We start from the raw sequence: 18,018 nt of genomic DNA, 5'->3' as shown, positions 1-18,018 counted from the left end.
GGCGTAACTTAAATCGCCTTGCCGCAACAGCGGGCGACGAGGAGCGTGCAGGCCAGCAGGTCGGCGCAGCCGCCGGCCGACAGGTTGCGCGCGATGAAGGTGCGGTGCAGCGCTTCTGCTTTCTCGAACCAGTCGGAGCGGTGGCAGCCGCCGCCGGCCAGGAAGTCTGCGGCCGACCGGTGGACGAACGAGCCCCCTTCAAGGCCTCCGCGATAGAGCACCGTCGTGTCGTCGATCGACGACATCAGGGTGAACAGGGTCTGTACGGCCGCAGCGTTGTCGTCGAAGCCGGCTTCCCGTGCGCGGCGATAGGCGGGGAGGCCCATCTCGAACACGCTCGGAAAGGCGCGCGCAGCCTCGCGGCGAGCGCCGGCGCGGCCCGTCCTGCGGCGTACTTGGGCACCGTGGCTCGTCTCGCCGTCGCGGGCAGCGTGCGCATCGAGCGAATTGCCCCATGTGCTCCTGAGCGCCTCGCGAATGGCGGCGGGAGAGAGGGCGGGGAAGAGCATCTGTGCTCGCGCGATGGCCGCGACGATCATGCCGATCGAGAAGATCGCGCCGCGATGTGTGTTGACACCACCGGTGACCGTCAGCATTCCGCGCTCGGCCTCGATGCCGATCGGCATCAGGGCCTGCTCGAACGACTGGCCCGCACGGCCGGCCGCGGCGAGGGCCGTGAAGGGCTGCAGCAGCGAATCGGCCGAGCGGCACATCAGGGCGAAATCCATGTCGGCATGGGCACCGGAATCGATCGGACTGACGAGCCCGGGCTTGGGATAGGCCTGTAGTTCGTCGCGCATCGCCGTTACGGCGGCGAGGGCCAGCGCGTGGTCTTCCGGGCTCATCGTCCGAGCTGGGAGCGCGGTACGAGTTTCAGCGTGTCGACGGACTTCAGCAGGACCTCATCCCGGTCCTGGAGCAGTTCGCGCCAGTGGACCTCGCCGTGCCCGGGGAAGGAGAGCTCGCCGTCGATGCGGAAGGCGAGGTCTTGTTCCTCGCGCGCAAGGAAGTTGACCGCGCGGCTGGCCACGTCGAGGTCGGCGACGTCGATCACCACGTCCAGGTCGGACGCTTCGTGCACATGGCGCTCGCCGGTCAGGGCCTGCCACATCCAGCTTCCATAGACGCGGATGTCGAGGCCGGTATCGGTCGCGGCGGAGACGAGGTGCGCAAAGGGTGCCGCGTGCGCCGCCGCCGCGGGGCAGCGGGCGATCAGTTCGAGGGAGGGTGGACGCGCCTCGCGGACGATCTGATCCGCGGCGATCCGGGCGGCCACACGGCGCGGCCGCAATTCGGGATGGGCGGGATCGGTGGTGCAGAACCCCAGGCCGATATCGTTGCCGTGGTCCCGGCGGCGCGTCACGACGAAGGGGCGACCGGCCGCGTGCCAGATGGCCGCCCGGGAGCGGTCGTCTTCAGTCTCCGCCTGGGGCGCCTGCGACAGCCAGACCAGGGTGTGGCGCCGGAGGCCGGTCATCGAGCCGATTCGGCGAGGACCTTCTTGCGGATGTCGAGGGCGAGCTTGCGGCCGCCGCGCTTCTTGCCGAGCTCGGCGCGATTGTCGTCGGTTGACGAGGCCGCGATGGCGGCGGCGAGCTTGGCCTGGACGTCGTCGTCGGCCGACCAGACCTCTTCGACTCCGCCCAGCAGCGCAAACGGCGCGGCGCCGAATTCGAGCGACGGCATGGTCTTCGACAGCTTCTCCAGCACCGGAGCGGGAATCTTGGTGACGGCCGACATCGCCGCGATCGGCATCAGCCCGACGCTGGCCTGGTCGAGCGCGTAGATGCGGTCGGCGAACATGCCGTAGCAGAGGAACGCGCCGCCGACGGCCTGGCCGGTCGCGACGGTGATCAGCTTGTGGCCCTTACGGCGCGCCAGTTCGAGGCACGACAGGAGATGGCCGAAGTAGCTGGCGAGACCCAGCATCTCGGCGACGCGGTTCGGCTCCTGGCCGGCGCTGTCGACCAGCATGACGATCGGCGTCTTCGGCGCGCGCTCGATGCACTGGATCACGTGGGCGGCGAGGCGGAGCGCCGCCGCATTGTCGATGTAGGTGCCATCGCCGGTGCCGATGACGCAGACCTTCTTGCCGCCGACTGTGGCGTAGCCCGTCAGCACGGACTTCTCGATGGCGATGTCCTTGGCGGAGGCGCCGAACAGGCGTGCCAGGACGGCGCGGGCGGACGGCTTCTTCGGTGTCGGCTTCTTCATGACCTACTTCCCACGCTTGGCGAGGGCGGCGAATTCCGGCCCGGAGGCCAGCGACGCGGCCTCGATGTCGCGCACGCCCATGCCTTTCCAGACGGCGTCGGGCTCGCTGGTCGCGCCGAACTTCTTCAGCCGCTTCTCCAGTTCCTTCTGGCGCGCCTTGATGGACGCAAGGCTGACGGCGCTCGACTTGCCGAGGAACTTCGAAATGCCATCCCGCACAGCGTCGGCCGTGTCATGCACGAGGGCATCCGCATCGCCCAGCAGGTACTTGGTCTTGCCGCCGCTCGTCTTCCACACCAGGGCGCGGTTGGCGGAATCGTAGGCCTTCTTGCCCATCCACTTCTCGATGACGATCGGGCCGGAGATTCCCAGGCGCCCGTGCTCGGTCATGACGCGGAAGTCGCAGCAGGTCGACAGGATGCCGATGCCGCCATAGGCGCCGATGTCGGTGGCGATGACGGCGATGGTAGGGACCTTCAGCGCACGGCATTCGAAGATCGCACGCATCGTCTCGGCGATGGCGATCTCGCCGGACGAGCCTTCGTGCAGGCGCACGCCGCCGCTCTCGACGATCAGCACGCAGGGCACCTTGTCGCGCGCGGCCGCCTTGAACAGGCCGGTGAGCTTCGCGCCGTGGATCTCGCCGACGGCGCCACCGACGAACTGGCCGACCTGGGCCGCGAGGTAGATCTTCTTGCCGCCGATCCGGGCGCGGCCGATCACGACGCCGTCGTCGAACGACACCGGGATGCCGAGCTGGGCCAGATAGGGGCTGGTGAGCCGCTCCGGCGGTGGGAGCAACTCGGCGAAAGAGTGCAGATCGACGAGCGATGCGATGCGCTGCCGCGCGGTCTGCTCGTGAAAAAGGATGGCGCCGGTCATTTGTCGCCCTTGATGAGATGGTCGTAGGCCTGGCGCAGACGCAGCGTGACAAGCACCGGCGGCGCGCCCTGATCGTTGATCGTGACCTTCGTTCCACCAGCCGCGTAATGATGGGCGAAGTCGGAAAGGGCGGCGAGCCACGCGGCCTTGTAGCCGGGGATCGACGTCTCGACATGGCACTCCATGGCGTTGGAGGGCTTGCCCCCGCGCTCCAGCAGCACTTCGAGATTGCCCGAGCCGACGACGCCGGCAAGTGCCCAAGGCTTGGCCGTCTTCGACGGCAGCGGCTTGGACGGGAAAGCCTTGGCGAACTTTTCCATGGAGACGTCCTACCAGTCGACGAATTGCGAGGGTGGGTCGTAGAGACCGTTGGACCAGCGCACGAGGCCCTTGATGTCCTGGGTGGCCAGCAGGCTGCGGCTCGCCTCGGACGGGCGGACGCCGACATCCTCGGGCAGCTGGACGATGCCGCGGGCACGCAGGTCCTCGGTCTCGCGCTTCTTGCGCTTGAGACCGACCGGTGTGTAGCCGGCGACCGCGCGGATGGCCGCCTGGCGCTCGGCGACCGAACGGCAGGCGGCCAGGTTGGCGATGCCCTCCTCGGTGACGATGTGGGTGACGTCGTCGCCGTAGATCATCACCGGCGTGACGCCGTGCAAGGCCTTCCGGATGCTCGGCTCATGAGCATCGAGTTCCTCGACGAAGGTCGGCACGCGGCCGGCCTGGAACGTCTCGACCATCTGCACGACCAGCTTGCGGCCGGGCGACGTGCCCGGCCCAGGATTGGCTTCCGCGCCGGCCTTGAGCCATGACTTGCTGGGATGGCGGCGTCCGGTCGGCTGGCACCCCATGTTGGGAGCGCCGCCGTAGCCTGTGATTCGGTTCTTCGAAACGGTCGACGAATTGCCGTTGATGTCGATCTGCAGGGAGGCGCCGATGAACATATCGATGCCGTAAAGGCCGGCCAACTGGCCCATGGGCCGATTGGAATGGAAGCCGCCGTCGCGTCCGGTAAAGAAGACATCCGAACGCGCGGCAGTGTAGCGCTCCATGCCGACCTCGCCACCGAAGGCGAAGACGCTTTCCACCCAGCCGGTTTCGATCGCCGGGATCATGGTCGGCAACGGGTTCACCACCCAGTGCTTGCAGATCTTGCCCTTCAGCCCGAGTCGCTCGCCGTATGTCGGCAACAGCAGCTCGATCGCGGCGGTGTTGAAGCCGACGCCGTGATTCAGCGACTGGACCTCGTATTTCTCGTAGATGCCGCGCAGAGCAACCATCGCCATCAGGACCTGCACTTCGGTGATCGCTGCCGGATCGCGCGTGAACAGCGCCTGCAGGTGCATGGGGTAGGGGGCCTGGACGATGAAGTCGACCTGGTCGGCAGGAATGTCGATGTGCGGGATCCTGTCGACGATCTCGTTGACCTGGGCGAACACGATGCCGTCGGAGAAGGCCGTCGGCTCGACGACGGCAGGCGTGTCCTCGGTGTTCGCCGCAAGATAGAGATTGCCCTTGCGGTCGGCTTGGGCCGCGGCGACCAGCGCGACCCGCGGCGTGAGGTCGACATAGAAGCGGGCGAACAGCTCGTTGTAGGTGTGGATGGCCCCGACCGGGAACTTCTTCGCCTTCACGAGATCGGCGACGGCGGTGCCCTGCGGTCCGGCGTAGCAGAAATCCACCTGCTTGATCATGCCCTTCCTGAAGAGCTCGATATGGGCCGGCAGCGTGATGCAGGACATCACCAGGTGGATGTCGCGCAGGTCCTTCTTGCCGAGCGTCGCGAGCTGGTTGGCGAGGAAATCGGCCTGCTTCTGGTTGTCGCCTTCGAGGCAGAGGATGTCGCCGGGCTCAACGATGCGCCGCAGGACTTCCGGCACTTTTTCCGGGGCCACGAACTTGCCGCGAGCCAGCTTGCCGACACGAGCGATGCGCTCGGTCTTGTTCTCGCGACGCTTCGCCGTTTTTGCAGTGATCATGTTGTCTTTTTGGTCTATCCGTTGGTAACGGTCAATGTGATAGAGCAAACCATGCTGATGTTTGAAATACCCTTCGGGACGACCGACTGGGAGAGCGTCGAACGCACGGAGCATCCGGGCGAAACCGGCAAGGCGTTCTGGCGCACCAGGACCTTCAACAACATCCGGGTTCGGATCGTGGAGTACACGCCGGGATATCTCGCCGACCACTGGTGCCAGAAAGGTCACATCCTGCTGGTGCTCGAGGGTGAGCTGTCGACTGAGCTGGCGGACGGCCGCACCGTCACGCTGAAGCAGGGCCAGAGCTACCAGGTCGCCGACAACACGCTCGGACACCGGTCCCGTACGGCCAAGGGCGCCAAACTCTTCATCGTGGACTGACATGACGGACATGATCGGATTTATCGGCGTCGGCACCATGGGCGAACCGATGTGCCGCAATCTGGCGCGCAAGAGCGGCATGACCGTGCTCGCCGCCGATCGTGACAAGGCGCCTCTCGAGAGACTGGCGGCCGACGGCGTGAAGACGGCCTCGGTCGACGAGATCGCCGCAAGCTGCCGCACGATCTTCCTCTCCCTGCCGGGCGGTAGGGAAGTCGAGGAAGTCTGCCTGGGTGACGGCGGCCTGGTCTCGAAGGCAAAGCTGGGCTGGACGGTGGTCGACCTCAGCACCGCGCCGCCCATCCTGGCGCGACGCCTCTACGAAGAGTTCCAGGGCAAGGCTTCGGCCTTCGCCGATGCGCCTGTCGCACGCACGCGACAGGCCGCGATCGACGGCACGCTCTCCATCATGGTGGGTGCGACCGTGCCGACCTTCGAGCGTATCGAGCCGCTGCTGCGTCACATGGCGAGCGAGGTCACGCATTGCGGCGATGTCGGCGCGGGCCAAACGGTCAAGATCCTGAACAACATGATCCTGTTCCAGACCGTGGTGGCGCTGGCCGAGGGCCTGTCGATCGCCCGCGCGAACGGGGTCGATGGCAAGGTCCTGTTCGAGACGCTGACCAAGGGCTCGGCGGATTCGTTCGCGCTGCGCAATCACGGCATGAAGGCCTTGCTGACGGGAGTGTTCCCGGAGCGCGCCTTCTCGACCAAGTACGCCCTGAAGGACCTGGGCTACGCCATCGACATGGCGGAGCAGGCAAAGATTCCGGCCCTGGGCGCCGACGTGGCGCGCGAGGTCATGGAGCGGGCCGTCGAGCTGGGGCACGGCGAGGAATACTGGCCGGTCCTTCTCAAGGCCATCGAGGACGCGACCGGCAAGCCGTAGCGCGACGCGACCAGGCCGTCAGAGGCGAAAGCGGAAACTGGCGCGCGTGCCCTCTACGCCGCTGTCGTACTCGACCTTGGACTGGAGGTTGGCCGCCATCGCGGTGATGACACGCGTGCCCAGCCCGGTGCCCTGCGTCGATCCCGTGCCTTTCCAGCCGACGCCATCGTCCTCGACGGCGATCGAGATGGTATCGTCGCCGATCTTCTGGAGGATCACCCGGATCTCGCCGCGCATGCCGGCCGGGTAGGCGTACTTGTAGGCGTTGGTGAGCAGCTCGGTGACGATCACGCCGATCGACACCGCCTTGTCGGTGGGCACCCGGACGTCGGCGTCGGCGTGGAGCGCCACGACGTTCTTCTTGTCGGCCGCTTCGATGGCGGCGCTCAACTCGTCGATCAGGCTCATCAGGTAGGAGCCCAGTTCGACGATGCGGACATCCGAGGACGTGTAGAGCCGGCGGTGGATGCCGGCGACGGCCATGATGCGCGCCTGCATCTCCTGCAGGGCGTTTCGAGCCGCCTCGTCCTGCACCGCATTGGCCTGCAGGCGGGCGAGGGAGGCCACCAGAGCGAGCGAGTTGGCGACCCGGTGATTGACTTCGTGCAGCAGGAGTTCGGCTCGGTCGCGTTCCTCGCGGATGGTGCGCTGCGCTTCCTCGGCTTCGGCCTTCATCCGCTGCTGCTGCAGGGCGGAGCGTATGGCAGCACCCAGAAGTTCGCGGAAATGCCCCTGGACATCCTTCCAGACATAGTCCGCCGCGCCGGCCTTGAGCGCGGCCACGGCGACGCGCGCATCCTCGGAGCCAGTCACGTAGACGACCGGCACATCGACCGTGACACGCTGGATCTTCGACAGGACGTCGAGGCCGGTCTCATTGGTCAGGTTATGGTCGAGGGCGATCGCATGGAATTTCTCGTTTTCGAGAAGCTCCAGGCCTTCGTCGCCGGAACCGACATGACGGACGGAGATGCCGTGCGGCGCGAGCGCGCGTTCGACCAGCCGGCCGATACCGGCATCGTCGTCGATGTAGAGGATCCGGACCTGCTCCATATCACTCGGTGGCCGGGACCTGCATGACCGACAGGAACAGGCCAAGCTGCTGGATGGCGTTCGCGAAGCTTTCGTAGTTGACCGGCTTGGTGATGTAGACGTTGGCGCCGAGGTCGTAGCAGCGCTTGATCTCACGCTGGTCGTCCGTCGTCGTCAGCACGATCACCGGCGACCGCTTCAGGTGGGCGTTCGACTTGACCTTGGCCAGGATGTCCACGCCGGTCATGTCGGGCAGGTTGAGGTCGAGCAGGATCAGCAGCGAGCGTGCGCCGTTCTCCGCGCCGGTTCCGTCCGCGCCGAGCAGATAGGCGAGGGCCGATGTTCCGTCCTTGAAGGCGAATATCTCGTTGTTGACACCGGCGCGACGGATGTTGCGCTCGATCAGCCTCGCATGGCCTTCGTCGTCTTCCACCATGACGATGGAAACGGGCTTGGCGTTCATTCGCAGCCTCTACCTGTTTTCGATGAGTCTGAGCCTTCGCGGCAAATCTATCCGAAACGTCGTACCGCGACCAACTTCGGACTGCACAGTAATATCGCCGCCCAGCCGGCGCACCAGCGCGCGCACATGGGCCAGCCCGATGCCTTCGCCGGGCCGGTCCTGGGTACCTGCCCGCCGGAACAGCTCGAAGATGCGCTCATGGTCCTGCTCGGCGATGCCGCGTCCATTGTCCGTGATGTCTATGTGCACGCGCCGCGCCGTCTCGCCGGTAGCGATCACGATGCGCCCCGGCCGGTCGCGCGCCAGATACTTCACCGCATTGTCCACGACGTTGCCGACGATCTGCTCCATGGCCAGGCGGTCGCTCACGAGGGCAGGGGCCGACGAGGGTACCGCGATCTCGGCACCCACCTCATCCGTTTGATGACGAACGCTGGCGGCCGCGTTCTTGAACAGGCTCACGAGATCGACCGGTTCGGGGCGCAGTTCCCGCCGGCCCTCGCGCGACAGCTTGAGGATCGCATTGATCAGCCCGTCCATCTTGCCGGTCGACGCGCGGATGAAACGCAGCGCCTCGGGAATGTCCTCCTCGGTCGCCTGCCGGGCCTTGTCGGCCAAGGTGGCGTCGCCTGCAACGTAGGGGCCGACCGTCTTCATGGCGGCCTCCAGCTCGCTGGTGAAGCCCATGATGTTCACCAGCGGCGAACGCAGGTCGTGGCTGACGATGTAGGCGAATCGCTGGATCTCGTCATTGGCGCGGGTCAGCGCTTCGGTGCGCTCGGCCACGCGTTCCTCCAGTCCGGCATTCAATGCCTGAAGCTCGATCCTCGCCGCCAGTAGCTGCCGTGTGTACTGGATGACCGTCCAGGAAGCGCCCGCTGCGAACAGGACGATCAGGAGACTGCCGGCCGCCGTTACCCAGGTCAGGATTTCCGCACCGTCGTTGACGGCCTCGAGGCGGTTGGCGACGCGCCGTTCCGCGTCGGCGATAAGCTGGGCGAGCTGAGTTCGGGCCTTCTCCATCAGCAGGCGCCCGCGATCAGACAACACGGTCTGGATCGCCGCGTCCCGCTGCCCGGCCTTTGTCTGTTCGATGGTCTCTGTCAGCTCCGACATCTTTGCATCGAGGACTCCAGCAAGTTCCATCACTGCCGCCAGCTGGGCAGGGTCGGTGGCGACGAGTTCGCGCAGGTTGGCCAGGTCTCTGCGCAGCCGCGGCTGCGCACGCTCGAACGGGCCGAGATAGCGCGCCTCGCCCGTCAGCAGGTAGCCGCGCTGACCGGTTTCGGCGTCGATTGTCGCCGCGAGCAGATTGGTCGTGAGGGCGCGTATCTCACGCTCCACCACGGCTTCTTCGGCATGCTGGGCGGTGCGGACGGACAGCCAGGCCGAAACGGCGACGATAGCCAGGAGAGCAAGCACACCGGCGGCGAGAAAGGCGATCGTGCGACGGGCGAACGATGAACCGAACAGAGGCATGGGGGCTGGGCGACTCGCAGATGCTGCTTGAGGATACCTGCGGGCCGTCAGGTATCGCGAAGGATAATACGGAAAGGCACTTGCGCGTCCATGTGCAACGTTCAGCGCTGGTCGATGTCGCCATCGCTCATCAGGCCTGCACGGAGCGCTGCCTCCGTTGCCGTGTCGAGATCGAATACGCGCTGCGTGGCGAAACCGGGATAGCGATCGGTCGGGCGGGCTCTGGCGAGTCCGACGAGGGCATCGGCGTCGGCTTGCGTTTCGAAACCACACAGGATTTCCGGGAATCCCGCCGTCCGCGAAACGGTGAGGGCGAAGCCGCCGTTCGACGAGGCCGCACGGCCGATGACGCGGTGGAGGAGATCGCGAAGCCCGCGAAGTCGCCGGCTTCCGATTTCGTCGGCGCCCACGTCGACGGCCACCGCGACGACGAGATGACCGTGCGGGAAATCTTTGAGGAAGGCCGGCCAGGACATGCTGCGCATGGAGGCACAACGCAGACGTTCCGCAATCGCTGCCTCACAGGCACGTGTGGAAGCGCGAACGATGATAGGCTAGGCGGATCGGATCGTTACTTGTCGGGGAGAATTGGAATGGCGCGTATTGCGGTTGGTGGTTTTCAGCACGAGACGAACACGTTCGCGCCGCAGCAGGCGACCTGGGAGGAGTTCGTGCGTGCTGATGCCTGGCCGCCGCTGTTGCGCGGCTCCGAGATGATCGCCGGCGTCGAAGGATTCAACATCCCGATCGCGGGCGCGGTGAAGAAGCTGGCTGAACTCGGCCACGAGATCGTGCCGCTGGCCTGGGCGGCCGCCGCACCGGCCTCTTATGTGACCGAGGACGCCTACGAGAAGATGTGGGCGCTGTTCGAGGAGGACCTGGAGAAGCACGGACCGTTCGACGCGATCTATCTCGACCTTCACGGTGCGATGGTCGCCGAGCATACGGAGGATGGCGAAGGCGAGCTGCTACGCCGCATCCGCGCCAACGTGGGTGACGAGCTGCCGATCGTGGCCAGCCTCGACTATCACGCCAACCTGACGCCCGAGATGGCGAAGCTTGCGACGGCGCTGGTCGGCTACCGTACCTATCCGCACATCGATATGGCGGTGACCGGCAGCCGCGCGATCGAGCTGCTGGACAAGCTGCTGCGCGAGAAGCGGCCGGTCTACCGGGCCTACCGCCAGCTCGACTTCCTGATCCCGCTGGTCTGGCAGTGCACCTTCATCGAGCCGGCCAAGGGCATCTTCGATCTCGTGGGCGAGCTGGAAGCCGGCGAGAAGAGCCACAATCAGGGCATCGTCAGCGTCACGCACACGCCGGGCTTCCCGCCGGCCGACATCGCCCAGTGCGGCCCGGCGCTCGTGGTCTATGGCCACGACAGGGAAGCCGTTGAGGCCGCTGCCGACAAGCTCGCCGCCACGGTGAAGGCCCAGGAGAAGGCGTTCGACGGCGAACTGCTCGATCCGGACCAGGCCGCGCTGCGGGCCATCGAACTCTCGAAGAACGCCACGAAGCCGATCGTACTGGCCGACGTACAGGACAATCCCGGCGCCGGCGGCACCTCCGACACGGTCGGCCTGCTGGCGGCCCTGATGCGCCACAAGGCAAGAGGCGCGGTGATCGGCATGATCGTCGACGAAGGCGCGGCGAAGGCTGCCGTCGAGACGGGCGAGGGCAATGTCATGCGCCGCGGCATCGGCGCGGTCGTGGGCTACGGCGGCGAGAAGCCGGTCGAGGCCGACTGGCGCGTGGTCAGGCTGAGCGACGGCGTCTTCACCGGCACCGGCCCGTTCTATGGCGGCGCGAAGTTCCAGATCGGGCCGATGGCTCTGCTGACCGACGAGGCCTCAGGCGTCTCGGCGGTCGTCGCCTGCAAGCGGGTACAGGCGGCCGACCAGGAGATGTTCCGTGCCGTCGGCGTCGAGCCGTCGAAGGTGCCGATCCTCGGCCTGAAATCGACGGTCCATTTCCGCGCCGACTTCCAGCCGATCGCCGAGACGATCCTGGTCGTGCGGTCGACCGGCGCGCACATCACCGATCCGCTGGACATGCCCTACAAATATCTTCGCAAGGGCATCCGCCTGAAGCCGATGGGACCGGTCTGGCAGGGCGCTTGATCGTCAGTCGTCGGCGAAGGCCGGTCGCAGCGCCCAGACCATCGGAACGGTGGTGAGGGCAACGCAGGACACGGCGACGAGAGCCGTCGTCAATCCGACTACATCACCCAGCAGGCCGAAGAGCAGCGGGCCGGTCGCACCGGCTACCGAGCCGCCCGTGTAGAAGACGGCGAAGGCCTTGGTCCGCCGCTCGGGGCTGACGAACTCGGGAATGGTGCCGTAGAGCACCGACGAGGTGCCGTTCAGCATCAATCCGACGACCGGCAACAACAGCAGCGCGAAGTCGAGCGAGAGCGGCAGGGCCGCGAGGATGAGCAGCGTCGTGGCGGCTTCGGTGAGCAGCACCGACGGAACGACGCCGAGCTTCTGGCCGACCCAGCCCATCACCAGCTTGCCCGCGGCGCCGCCGGCGAAGAGCAGCGACAGGCCGAGGCCGATGGTCGGCAGGTCGGCGCCCTTGTTGCGCAGGAGGAACGGCAGGAAAATCAGGAAGCCGGTGCGCACCAGGTCGTCGGCGATGTGGATCGAGAAGAGCAGCCAGTAGGCCCAGGGCCGGTCCTGGCCCGCGACCGCCTTCGACGGTTGGGCCTTGCCGTGCATCACGATGGGCCGCAGCGAGGCGAGGATGATGCCAGCGCCGAGGACGGCGAGGGCGGCCATGACGACCAGCGCCTGCTGCCAACCGAGCGCGGCGGCGATCAGCGCGAACAGGGCCGGCAGCAGGACCTTGCCGACGTCGCCGGTGAAATTGTAGGTGCCGAGCGCCGTTCGCGAGCGCGCGCCGTGATAGGCGGCCGCGACCAGGCTGGAGCCGATAGGGTGCTGCGTGCTGGCGCCCAGCCCCGCGAGCAGCAGCCCGGCAATGACGCCGTAGAGCGAGCCGCTGAGGCCCGCGAGACAATAGCCGGCCGCGATCAGCAGCGTGCCGATGGCCAGGATACGGACACCGCCGAACCGTTCGGCCAGCTGACCCGAGGGAATCTGGCCGGTGGCCATGGCGCCGGAATAGCAGGTCTTCAGCGCCCCGATAGCGCCGTAGCTCAGCCCGAACTGCGACTGCAGCAGCGGGTAGAGGACGTTCAGCAGGTCGGTGAAACCGTCGTGCAGGGCATGCGCGCCGCCGCAGACGGTGAGGGTGCGGCGGGCCGCGGTCGGGGTGGAGACAGCGATTGTCATCTCGCTGTCACAATACTATCGGCCCGGTATCCGGGCGAACCAAAAGGCGATCTGCTGCTGAAAATCGCTTTCGGCGAATGCCGTGTCGGCGATGACCGAGGGCTTGCCGTTGCGCGCGTAGCGCACGCTCACCAGCCGTTTGAAGGCGGTGTCGGCGGAATGGAGGATCAGTACGTCGCCCTGGCGGCGCTGGAAGACGAACTCGTGATACTTGCGGATGTTCACCAGATTGACGACGTAGCGCCCGTCGGGCCCGTCGTCCGCGAGCTGGCGAACCGGAATGTCGCGGCCCTGGTTGGTGATGCCCATCAGCGCAAACGCCTCGGGCGCGGTCATGTTGTCCCGCCCGGTCCTCTGGATCAGCGCGACCAGCCGGTCGCCGCGCGGCGAGAGCGTGTACCGGGGCGCGGGCGTGGTGGCGCAGGCGGCCAGGGGCAGGAGGGATGCCGAAAGCAGGAAACCGCGACGCGTCGATGCGAACGTGCTCAAGCCTTTTCCTTCTCCATGTCGATCTCGATGGGAGCGATCTCCGCCAGCACGCCGTCGCGGATGGCGCGGAAGAAGCAGTTGTGGCGGCCGGTGTGGCAGGCGACGCCGGTCTGGTCGACCAGCGCCAGCAGCGTGTCGCCGTCGCAATCGATGCGCAGCTCCACCAGGGTCTGGATGTGCCCGGACGTGTCGCCCTTGCGCCACGGCGCCTTGCGCGAACGCGACCAGTAGCATGCACGGCCCGTGCGCATCGTCTCGGCAACGGCGTCGCGGTCCATCCAGGCCATCATCAGGATTTCGCCCGTGTCGTGCTGCTGGGCGATCGCCGGCACGAGTCCCTGGGCATCGAACTTGATGACGGCGAGGGCGGCGTCGATCTCGGGCTGCTGGTAGGTCGTCGGGGTCGTCATTGGGGCACCATTGGGCACAGGGGCGAGCCTTGGCCTCCGGAAGGAACGGCGCGTATAATCGCCGCCTACTCGGTTGGCAAATCGGAAGTCCCGTGAAGAAACCGGCCAAAGCGGCGCCCGCCGGGCATGCCCACGATCATGAGCACTGTGTCGAGGACGCGATCGCCGCGGCCGAGAAACTTTGCGCGGCCAAGGACTTGCGCTTCACGCCGCTGCGCCGCCGGGTTCTGGAGCTCGTCTGGTCGAGCCACAAGCCGGTCGGCGCCTATGCGCTGCTCGACAGCCTGCGCAACGAGGATCTGGGCTCCGCACCGCCGACGGTCTATCGCGCGCTCGACTTCCTGATCGAGAACGGGCTGATCCACCGCATCGAGCGCATGAACGCCTTCGTCGGCTGCAGCCATCCGGGCGAGGCCCATCGCGGCTTCTTCCTGATCTGCAGCCAGTGCGGCAATGCCGAGGAGATCGAGGGCGACGGCCTGTCCGATGCCATCACTGCCAGCGCCACTCGCCGTGGCTTCACCGCGCGCGACATGACCCTGGAAGTGACCGGTGTCTGTGGCGAGTGCCAAGGCGCCGCTTGAGGCACTTGGGTCCCGGCGACGTCGTCGGGGCGATTGACCGAAACAGACGAAATAGTCGAAACAATCGAAAGGAAAAAGCCTCCCGGGCAGCGTTCCTGGGGCACGGCGGACTGATATTTTGCACGGACCATGCTTTATGGCCCCCCCCAGGGCCTCCGAGGGGCGCTGCCCAGGATAACGGCTGTTCTCGCGATCAGGCGTTGTGCGCCCGGTTGAGGCGCTCGAAGCCTTCCGCGAGGTCCGTCTTCAGGTCCTCGACGTCTTCCAGGCCGATATGGACGCGCAGGAGCTGCTTGCCCTCGGGCCACGGCACGGCGGTGCGGTACTGGTCGGGGTGCGCGGGGATCATCAGGCTCTCGTAGCCGCCCCAGCTCGCGCCCATGCCGAAGATGTCCATGCCGTCGAGCATGGCGGCCACCGCGGGGCGCTTGATGCCGTCGCGCAGGGTGAAGGAGAACAGGCCGGAGGAGCCCTGGAACTGCTTCTTCCAGTTCTCGTGGCCGGGGCAGTCGGGCAGGGCGGGGTGCAGCACCTTGTCGACCTCGGGCCGCGTCTTCAGCCAGTGGGCGATCTCGAGGCCGCTCTTCTCGTGATGGCGCAGGCGCACGCCCATGGTGCGCAGGCCGCGCAGGGCGAGATAGCAATCGTCCGGCGCAGCGTGGAAGCCGAACGACTGGCAGGCCGTCTTCGCTGTCTCGAACATCTCGCGCGTGGCGCAGGAGATGATGCCCATCATCGCATCCGAATGGCCGACGATGTACTTGGTGCCGGCGTGGATGGAGATGTCGCAGCCATGGTCGAACGGCTTGAAGTAGAGCGGCGTCGCCCAGGTATTGTCGATCATCACGGTCGCGCCGGCCTTCTTGGCGACGGCGGCCATGCCGTCGACATCCTGGACCTCGAAGGTCTGGGAGCCCGGCGCCTCGAGATAGAGCACCTTGGTGTTCGGTCGCATCAGCCTGGCGATGCCCTCGGCGCCGATCATCGGGTCGAAGTAGGTCGTCTCGACGCCGAAGCCCTTCAGTGTCGTGTTGGCGAAGCGCCGTGCCGGACCGTAGGCATTGTCGGTCACCAGCATGTGGTCGCCGGTCTTCAGGAAGCCCACGATCGCGCCGGTGACGGCGGCCAGGCCCGACTGCACGGCAATGGAACGGTGCGCTCCCTCGATGGCGGCGACGGCGTCTTCCAGCGCCTTCTGCGTAGGCGTGCCGTTGCGGCCGTAGCCGAAGCCCTCGAACGGAATCCGGTTCTCGAACTTGTCCATCGTCGGCGAGAGGATCGTCGACGCGTGATAGACGGGCGGATTGACGATGCCGAAATTGTTGTCGGGGTCGCGGCCGGAGACGGCCAGAACGGTGTCGGGGCGGGTGTAGGTTTTCTTGGAGGTCATGACTCGGCTATGGCAAGGCGTTGAGGGGAGATCAGGGTCCGGTGACGATGGGCGTGTCGGCGCGGCCGCCCCATTCCGTCCACGAGCCGTCGTAGACCGCGGCTTCGGGTGCGCCGGTGAGATAGAGGCCGAGCGCCACGACACAGGCCGTGACTCCGGATCCGCAGCTCGCCGTCACCTTCTTCGACGGATCGATGCCGGACGCGGCGATGCGGGCCGCGAGCTTGTCCGCCGGCAGCATCGTGCCGGTCGCGGGATCGAGTAGCTCGTTGTAGGGGAGGTTGAACGCGCCTGGCATGTGGCCGCTGCGCAGGCCCGCGCGCGGCTCGGGTACCTCGCCGCGGAAGCGGTTGGCGGCCCGCGCATCGACGATCTGCTCGCGCTTGCTCTCGATCAGGCCGAATACGTCGTCGATGGAGCGCACGAGAGAGTTGTCGAGGCGCGACGTGAAGTGGCGCTCGCGTGGCGGCGTTGGATCGTCGGTGACGGGCCGGCCTTCGCTCATCCACTTGGGCAGGCCACCGTTCAGAACCGACACGTCCTTGTAGCCCATCGCGCGGAACATCCACCACACGCGGCAGGCGCCGGTCATCGGCGTGGTGTCGTAGATCACGATCTTGTTGCCGTCACCCAGGCCCAGCTTGCGGACTCTGGCCGAGAACTTCTCCGGCGGCGGCAGCATGTGCGGCAGCGGACTCGTCGTGTCGGCGATCTCGTCGATGTCGAAGAACACCGCGCCCGGAATGTGCTGCTGCACGAACTCGGCCCTGGGATCGCGCTTCTGCGCCGGCAGGTAGAACGAGCCGTCGACGACGCGCACGTCCGGCGCATCGAGGCGGGCGGCCAGCCATTCGGTGCTGACGAGGGCGTCGGGCCTTGCATAGTCCATCGTGATTTCTCCTAGGCCAGCGCGATGATGAAGCGCCGGTTCATCTTTCCCTTGTTCTCGATCTTGATGCATTCGACCCTGCCGATCTCGCCGCTGCGGGCGACATGCGTGCCGCCGCAGGCCTGCAGGTCGACGCCTTCGATCGACAGGAGCCGGACGCGACCGGCGCCCATGGGCGGCCGCACGCTCATCGTCTTCACGAGTTCAGGGCGGGACGTCAGCTCGTCGTCGGTGACCCATTGCTGCGTGACGAGACGGTCCAGCGCGATCAGCTTGTTGACCTCTTCGGTGACCCATTCCTTGGTCGGAACGTCGCCTTCGAGGTTGAAGTCGAGGCGGCTCTTGTCGACGCCGACCTGGCCGCCCGTGACGTTGCCCTTGATGACCGCGGACATCAGGTGCAGCGCAGTGTGCATGCGCATGTGCAGATGGCGGCGCTCCCAGTCGAGGGTCGCATGGACCTTCGTTCCGACTCCGGGCCGCGGCGCGTCGGGAGCCAGCACGTGCAGCACGTCACCGCCCTCGGCCTTCACTGAGTCGACGATCTTGGCCTCGCCGCCCTCCCAGCGCAGGAGCCCGGTGTCGCCGGGTTGCCCGCCGCCGGTGGGATAGAAGATCGAGCGGTCCAGCCGTACGCCGCGCTCCTCGACACCAGTCACGGTGGCGTCGGCTTCCTTGAGATAGGCGTCCTGCCTGAAGAGTTCTTCGACCATGACCGGGATTTAGGCTTTCACCAGACGCGCCGCAACTTCCTCGCCTGTCGGCATGGCGGGTGCGGCGCCAAGGCGTTCGACCGAACAGGAGGCGGCGGCACTGGCGAAGCGCGCGGCCTCAGCAGGCGTCACCCCTCCGGCAAGGCGCGATGCGAGGGCGCCGACGAAACAGTCGCCGGCGCCGGTCGTATCGACGACCTTCGTCTGGAAGGCGGCAATGGTATCGACGCCCGTTGCCGTCACGACGATCGCGCCGCGCGCGCCCAGGGTTGCGATGACGGCCCGCGCGCCGCGATCGCGCAGGACGCTGCAGGCGGCGGCGACGTCGTCGGTCGAGCTGGAAGCGTCGAGCCTGATGCCGGTCGCCTGGGAGAGTTCGATCTCGTTCAGCACCGCGACATCGACTGCCTCCAGCAGTGCCGGCGGATGTTCCGTGTACGGGGCGAGGTTGAGGACGGTGCGGGCGCCGGCCGCGCGGGCGCGCGCAAGGATCTCCTGCGTCGCGGCGAGCGGCGTCTCGAACTGCGCCACCCACACTTCGTCGTGTTGCGGTTCGTGGTGCAGCATGGACGCTGCGAAGTGCATGTTGGCGCCCGACGCGACGGTGATCGAATTGTCACCTTCCGCCACCTGGATCAGCGCCATGCCGGTCGCGGGGCCGTCGACTTCCGTGACGCTCGTGCTGTCGACATCGTTGTCGGCCAGGAAGCCGCGCAGGCTGTTGGCGAAGGCATCGTTGCCGACCGCGCCGACCATCGCGGTCGGCACGCCAAGGCGCGCGCAGGCGATCGCCTGGTTGAGGCCCTTGCCGCCCGGCAGGAACGAAACCTCCGCCCCCAGGATCGTCTCGCCGGGCAGGGGGCGTCGCGCACTCTGCACGACGACATCCATGTTGAGGCTGCCGCAGACGACGACGCGACTCATCTGC

The 18,018-nt window shown here is 66.8% G+C and carries 21 protein-coding genes; 4 read left to right on the top strand and 17 right to left on the bottom strand.

The genetic code is table 11. The annotated features are described in order from the left end of the window. Window positions 1–8 precede the first annotated feature (8 nt). Genes mdcB through mdcA form a run of 6 tightly spaced genes read right to left on the bottom strand, consistent with a single transcriptional unit; the run spans window position 9 to window position 5,075 of the window. The gene (mdcB, locus tag EPO41_RS21065; protein WP_296329227.1) at window positions 9–845 is read right to left on the bottom strand and encodes a triphosphoribosyl-dephospho-CoA synthase MdcB; all 837 of its coding nucleotides are present in this window, start codon (window positions 843–845) and stop codon (window positions 9–11) included. Continuing rightward, entirely contained in the window at window positions 842–1,477 is a 636-nt protein-coding gene (mdcG, locus tag EPO41_RS21060; protein WP_296329225.1) for a malonate decarboxylase holo-[acyl-carrier-protein] synthase, read from the bottom strand. The genes mdcB and mdcG overlap by 4 nt, the downstream gene beginning before the upstream one ends. After that, window positions 1,474–2,214, bottom strand: a complete 741-nt coding sequence (locus EPO41_RS21055; RefSeq protein ID WP_296329221.1) for a biotin-independent malonate decarboxylase subunit gamma — start codon at window positions 2,212–2,214, stop codon at window positions 1,474–1,476. The genes mdcG and EPO41_RS21055 overlap by 4 nt, the downstream gene beginning before the upstream one ends. Before the next feature lie 3 nt (window positions 2,215–2,217). Next, window positions 2,218–3,096 (bottom strand): biotin-independent malonate decarboxylase subunit beta, encoded by an 879-nt coding sequence (locus EPO41_RS21050; RefSeq protein WP_296329219.1) that lies wholly within the window; start codon window positions 3,094–3,096, stop codon window positions 2,218–2,220. Then, the gene (mdcC, locus tag EPO41_RS21045; RefSeq protein ID WP_296329216.1) at window positions 3,093–3,416 is read right to left on the bottom strand and encodes a malonate decarboxylase acyl carrier protein; all 324 of its coding nucleotides are present in this window, start codon (window positions 3,414–3,416) and stop codon (window positions 3,093–3,095) included. Before mdcC ends, EPO41_RS21050 begins: the two co-directional genes overlap by 4 nt. 9 nt (window positions 3,417–3,425) lie before the next feature. Continuing rightward, window positions 3,426–5,075, bottom strand: a complete 1,650-nt coding sequence (gene mdcA / locus EPO41_RS21040) for a malonate decarboxylase subunit alpha (RefSeq protein WP_296329209.1) — start codon at window positions 5,073–5,075, stop codon at window positions 3,426–3,428. A gap of 51 nt (window positions 5,076–5,126) precedes the next feature. On the opposite strand from mdcA, the gene EPO41_RS21035 reads away from it, so the two are divergent. Next, window positions 5,127–5,456, top strand: a complete 330-nt coding sequence (locus EPO41_RS21035) for a DHCW motif cupin fold protein (protein WP_296329206.1) — start codon at window positions 5,127–5,129, stop codon at window positions 5,454–5,456. Between the two features lies 1 nt (window position 5,457). Continuing rightward, the gene (locus EPO41_RS21030; RefSeq protein WP_296329204.1) at window positions 5,458–6,345 is read left to right on the top strand and encodes an NAD(P)-dependent oxidoreductase; all 888 of its coding nucleotides are present in this window, start codon (window positions 5,458–5,460) and stop codon (window positions 6,343–6,345) included. A gap of 18 nt (window positions 6,346–6,363) precedes the next feature. Here the strand turns inward: EPO41_RS21030 and EPO41_RS21025 are convergent, their stop codons facing one another. The 4 genes from EPO41_RS21025 to EPO41_RS21010 form a co-directional block, all read right to left on the bottom strand. Continuing rightward, window positions 6,364–7,398, bottom strand: a complete 1,035-nt coding sequence (locus EPO41_RS21025; protein WP_296329201.1) for a histidine kinase dimerization/phosphoacceptor domain -containing protein — start codon at window positions 7,396–7,398, stop codon at window positions 6,364–6,366. A 1-nt stretch (window position 7,399) separates the two neighbouring features. Further along, window positions 7,400–7,840, bottom strand: coding sequence for a response regulator (locus EPO41_RS21020; protein ID WP_296329198.1), 441 nt, complete (start codon window positions 7,838–7,840; stop codon window positions 7,400–7,402). 9 nt (window positions 7,841–7,849) lie between these two features. Then, the gene (locus tag EPO41_RS21015) at window positions 7,850–9,319 is read right to left on the bottom strand and encodes a CHASE3 domain-containing protein (RefSeq protein WP_296329194.1); all 1,470 of its coding nucleotides are present in this window, start codon (window positions 9,317–9,319) and stop codon (window positions 7,850–7,852) included. A gap of 101 nt (window positions 9,320–9,420) precedes the next feature. Beyond that, the gene (locus EPO41_RS21010) at window positions 9,421–9,795 is read right to left on the bottom strand and encodes a hypothetical protein (RefSeq protein ID WP_296329191.1); all 375 of its coding nucleotides are present in this window, start codon (window positions 9,793–9,795) and stop codon (window positions 9,421–9,423) included. Window positions 9,796–9,912: 117 nt separating this feature from the next. Here EPO41_RS21010 and EPO41_RS21005 point away from each other — a divergent pair, with 117 nt between their 5' ends. Then, window positions 9,913–11,439, top strand: a complete 1,527-nt coding sequence (locus EPO41_RS21005) for a M81 family metallopeptidase (RefSeq protein WP_296329188.1) — start codon at window positions 9,913–9,915, stop codon at window positions 11,437–11,439. Between the two features lie 3 nt (window positions 11,440–11,442). Here EPO41_RS21005 and EPO41_RS21000 read toward each other — a convergent pair whose 3' ends face one another. From EPO41_RS21000 to hisI, 3 genes are read right to left on the bottom strand one after another with little or no spacing between them, the layout of a single operon-like run. Then, window positions 11,443–12,615, bottom strand: coding sequence for an MFS transporter (locus tag EPO41_RS21000; protein ID WP_296329185.1), 1,173 nt, complete (start codon window positions 12,613–12,615; stop codon window positions 11,443–11,445). A 15-nt stretch (window positions 12,616–12,630) separates the two neighbouring features. Then, a complete protein-coding gene (locus EPO41_RS20995; protein WP_296329183.1) occupies window positions 12,631–13,104 on the bottom strand; it encodes a hypothetical protein in 474 nt (157 codons plus the stop codon). Continuing rightward, window positions 13,101–13,514 (bottom strand): phosphoribosyl-AMP cyclohydrolase, encoded by a 414-nt coding sequence (gene hisI / locus EPO41_RS20990; protein ID WP_296329180.1) that lies wholly within the window; start codon window positions 13,512–13,514, stop codon window positions 13,101–13,103. The genes EPO41_RS20995 and hisI overlap by 4 nt, the downstream gene beginning before the upstream one ends. A 92-nt stretch (window positions 13,515–13,606) precedes the next feature. Here hisI and EPO41_RS20985 point away from each other — a divergent pair, with 92 nt between their 5' ends. Then, the gene (locus EPO41_RS20985) at window positions 13,607–14,098 is read left to right on the top strand and encodes a Fur family transcriptional regulator (protein WP_296329177.1); all 492 of its coding nucleotides are present in this window, start codon (window positions 13,607–13,609) and stop codon (window positions 14,096–14,098) included. A gap of 193 nt (window positions 14,099–14,291) precedes the next feature. Here the strand turns inward: EPO41_RS20985 and metC are convergent, their stop codons facing one another. Genes metC through EPO41_RS20965 form a run of 4 tightly spaced genes read right to left on the bottom strand, consistent with a single transcriptional unit; the run spans window position 14,292 to window position 18,014 of the window. Beyond that, on the bottom strand, window positions 14,292–15,488 hold the full coding sequence (gene metC / locus EPO41_RS20980) for a cystathionine beta-lyase (RefSeq protein ID WP_296329175.1): 1,197 nt from the start codon (window positions 15,486–15,488) through the stop codon (window positions 14,292–14,294). A gap of 31 nt (window positions 15,489–15,519) precedes the next feature. Continuing rightward, the gene (sseA, locus tag EPO41_RS20975; RefSeq protein WP_296329172.1) at window positions 15,520–16,377 is read right to left on the bottom strand and encodes a 3-mercaptopyruvate sulfurtransferase; all 858 of its coding nucleotides are present in this window, start codon (window positions 16,375–16,377) and stop codon (window positions 15,520–15,522) included. Window positions 16,378–16,388: 11 nt separating this feature from the next. Beyond that, on the bottom strand, window positions 16,389–17,090 hold the full coding sequence (locus tag EPO41_RS20970; RefSeq protein ID WP_296329167.1) for an alanyl-tRNA editing protein: 702 nt from the start codon (window positions 17,088–17,090) through the stop codon (window positions 16,389–16,391). A gap of 9 nt (window positions 17,091–17,099) precedes the next feature. After that, on the bottom strand, window positions 17,100–18,014 hold the full coding sequence (locus tag EPO41_RS20965; protein WP_296329164.1) for a ribokinase: 915 nt from the start codon (window positions 18,012–18,014) through the stop codon (window positions 17,100–17,102). Between the last annotated feature and the right edge of the window lie 4 nt (window positions 18,015–18,018).

Origin of the sequence: Reyranella sp. (genome assembly GCF_004297265.1) — a bacterium.
GTDB lineage: Bacteria > Pseudomonadota > Alphaproteobacteria > Reyranellales > Reyranellaceae > Reyranella.
The sequence above is the reverse complement of the archived record's forward strand: the minus strand, read 5'-3'. Positions and strand labels throughout refer to the sequence as shown.

Excerpts from the sequence above, each read along its gene's own strand:
- mdcB (WP_296329227.1), bottom strand. The coding sequence starts at position 845 with ATGAGCCCGGAAGACCACGCGCTGGCCCTCGCCGCCGTAACGGCGATG.
- mdcG (WP_296329225.1), bottom strand. The coding sequence starts at position 1,477 with ATGACCGGCCTCCGGCGCCACACCCTGGTCTGGCTGTCGCAGGCGCCC.
- EPO41_RS21055 (WP_296329221.1), bottom strand. The coding sequence starts at position 2,214 with ATGAAGAAGCCGACACCGAAGAAGCCGTCCGCCCGCGCCGTCCTGGCA.
- EPO41_RS21050 (WP_296329219.1), bottom strand. The coding sequence starts at position 3,096 with ATGACCGGCGCCATCCTTTTTCACGAGCAGACCGCGCGGCAGCGCATC.
- mdcC (WP_296329216.1), bottom strand. The coding sequence starts at position 3,416 with ATGGAAAAGTTCGCCAAGGCTTTCCCGTCCAAGCCGCTGCCGTCGAAG.
- mdcA (WP_296329209.1), bottom strand. The coding sequence starts at position 5,075 with ATGATCACTGCAAAAACGGCGAAGCGTCGCGAGAACAAGACCGAGCGC.
- EPO41_RS21035 (WP_296329206.1), top strand. The coding sequence starts at position 5,127 with ATGCTGATGTTTGAAATACCCTTCGGGACGACCGACTGGGAGAGCGTC.
- EPO41_RS21030 (WP_296329204.1), top strand. The coding sequence starts at position 5,458 with ATGACGGACATGATCGGATTTATCGGCGTCGGCACCATGGGCGAACCG.
- EPO41_RS21025 (WP_296329201.1), bottom strand. The coding sequence starts at position 7,398 with ATGGAGCAGGTCCGGATCCTCTACATCGACGACGATGCCGGTATCGGC.
- EPO41_RS21020 (WP_296329198.1), bottom strand. The coding sequence starts at position 7,840 with ATGAACGCCAAGCCCGTTTCCATCGTCATGGTGGAAGACGACGAAGGC.
- EPO41_RS21015 (WP_296329194.1), bottom strand. The coding sequence starts at position 9,319 with ATGCCTCTGTTCGGTTCATCGTTCGCCCGTCGCACGATCGCCTTTCTC.
- EPO41_RS21010 (WP_296329191.1), bottom strand. The coding sequence starts at position 9,795 with ATGTCCTGGCCGGCCTTCCTCAAAGATTTCCCGCACGGTCATCTCGTC.
- EPO41_RS21005 (WP_296329188.1), top strand. The coding sequence starts at position 9,913 with ATGGCGCGTATTGCGGTTGGTGGTTTTCAGCACGAGACGAACACGTTC.
- EPO41_RS21000 (WP_296329185.1), bottom strand. The coding sequence starts at position 12,615 with ATGACAATCGCTGTCTCCACCCCGACCGCGGCCCGCCGCACCCTCACC.
- hisI (WP_296329180.1), bottom strand. The coding sequence starts at position 13,514 with ATGACGACCCCGACGACCTACCAGCAGCCCGAGATCGACGCCGCCCTC.
- metC (WP_296329175.1), bottom strand. The coding sequence starts at position 15,488 with ATGACCTCCAAGAAAACCTACACCCGCCCCGACACCGTTCTGGCCGTC.
- sseA (WP_296329172.1), bottom strand. The coding sequence starts at position 16,377 with ATGGACTATGCAAGGCCCGACGCCCTCGTCAGCACCGAATGGCTGGCC.
- EPO41_RS20970 (WP_296329167.1), bottom strand. The coding sequence starts at position 17,090 with ATGGTCGAAGAACTCTTCAGGCAGGACGCCTATCTCAAGGAAGCCGAC.
- EPO41_RS20965 (WP_296329164.1), bottom strand. The coding sequence starts at position 18,014 with ATGAGTCGCGTCGTCGTCTGCGGCAGCCTCAACATGGATGTCGTCGTG.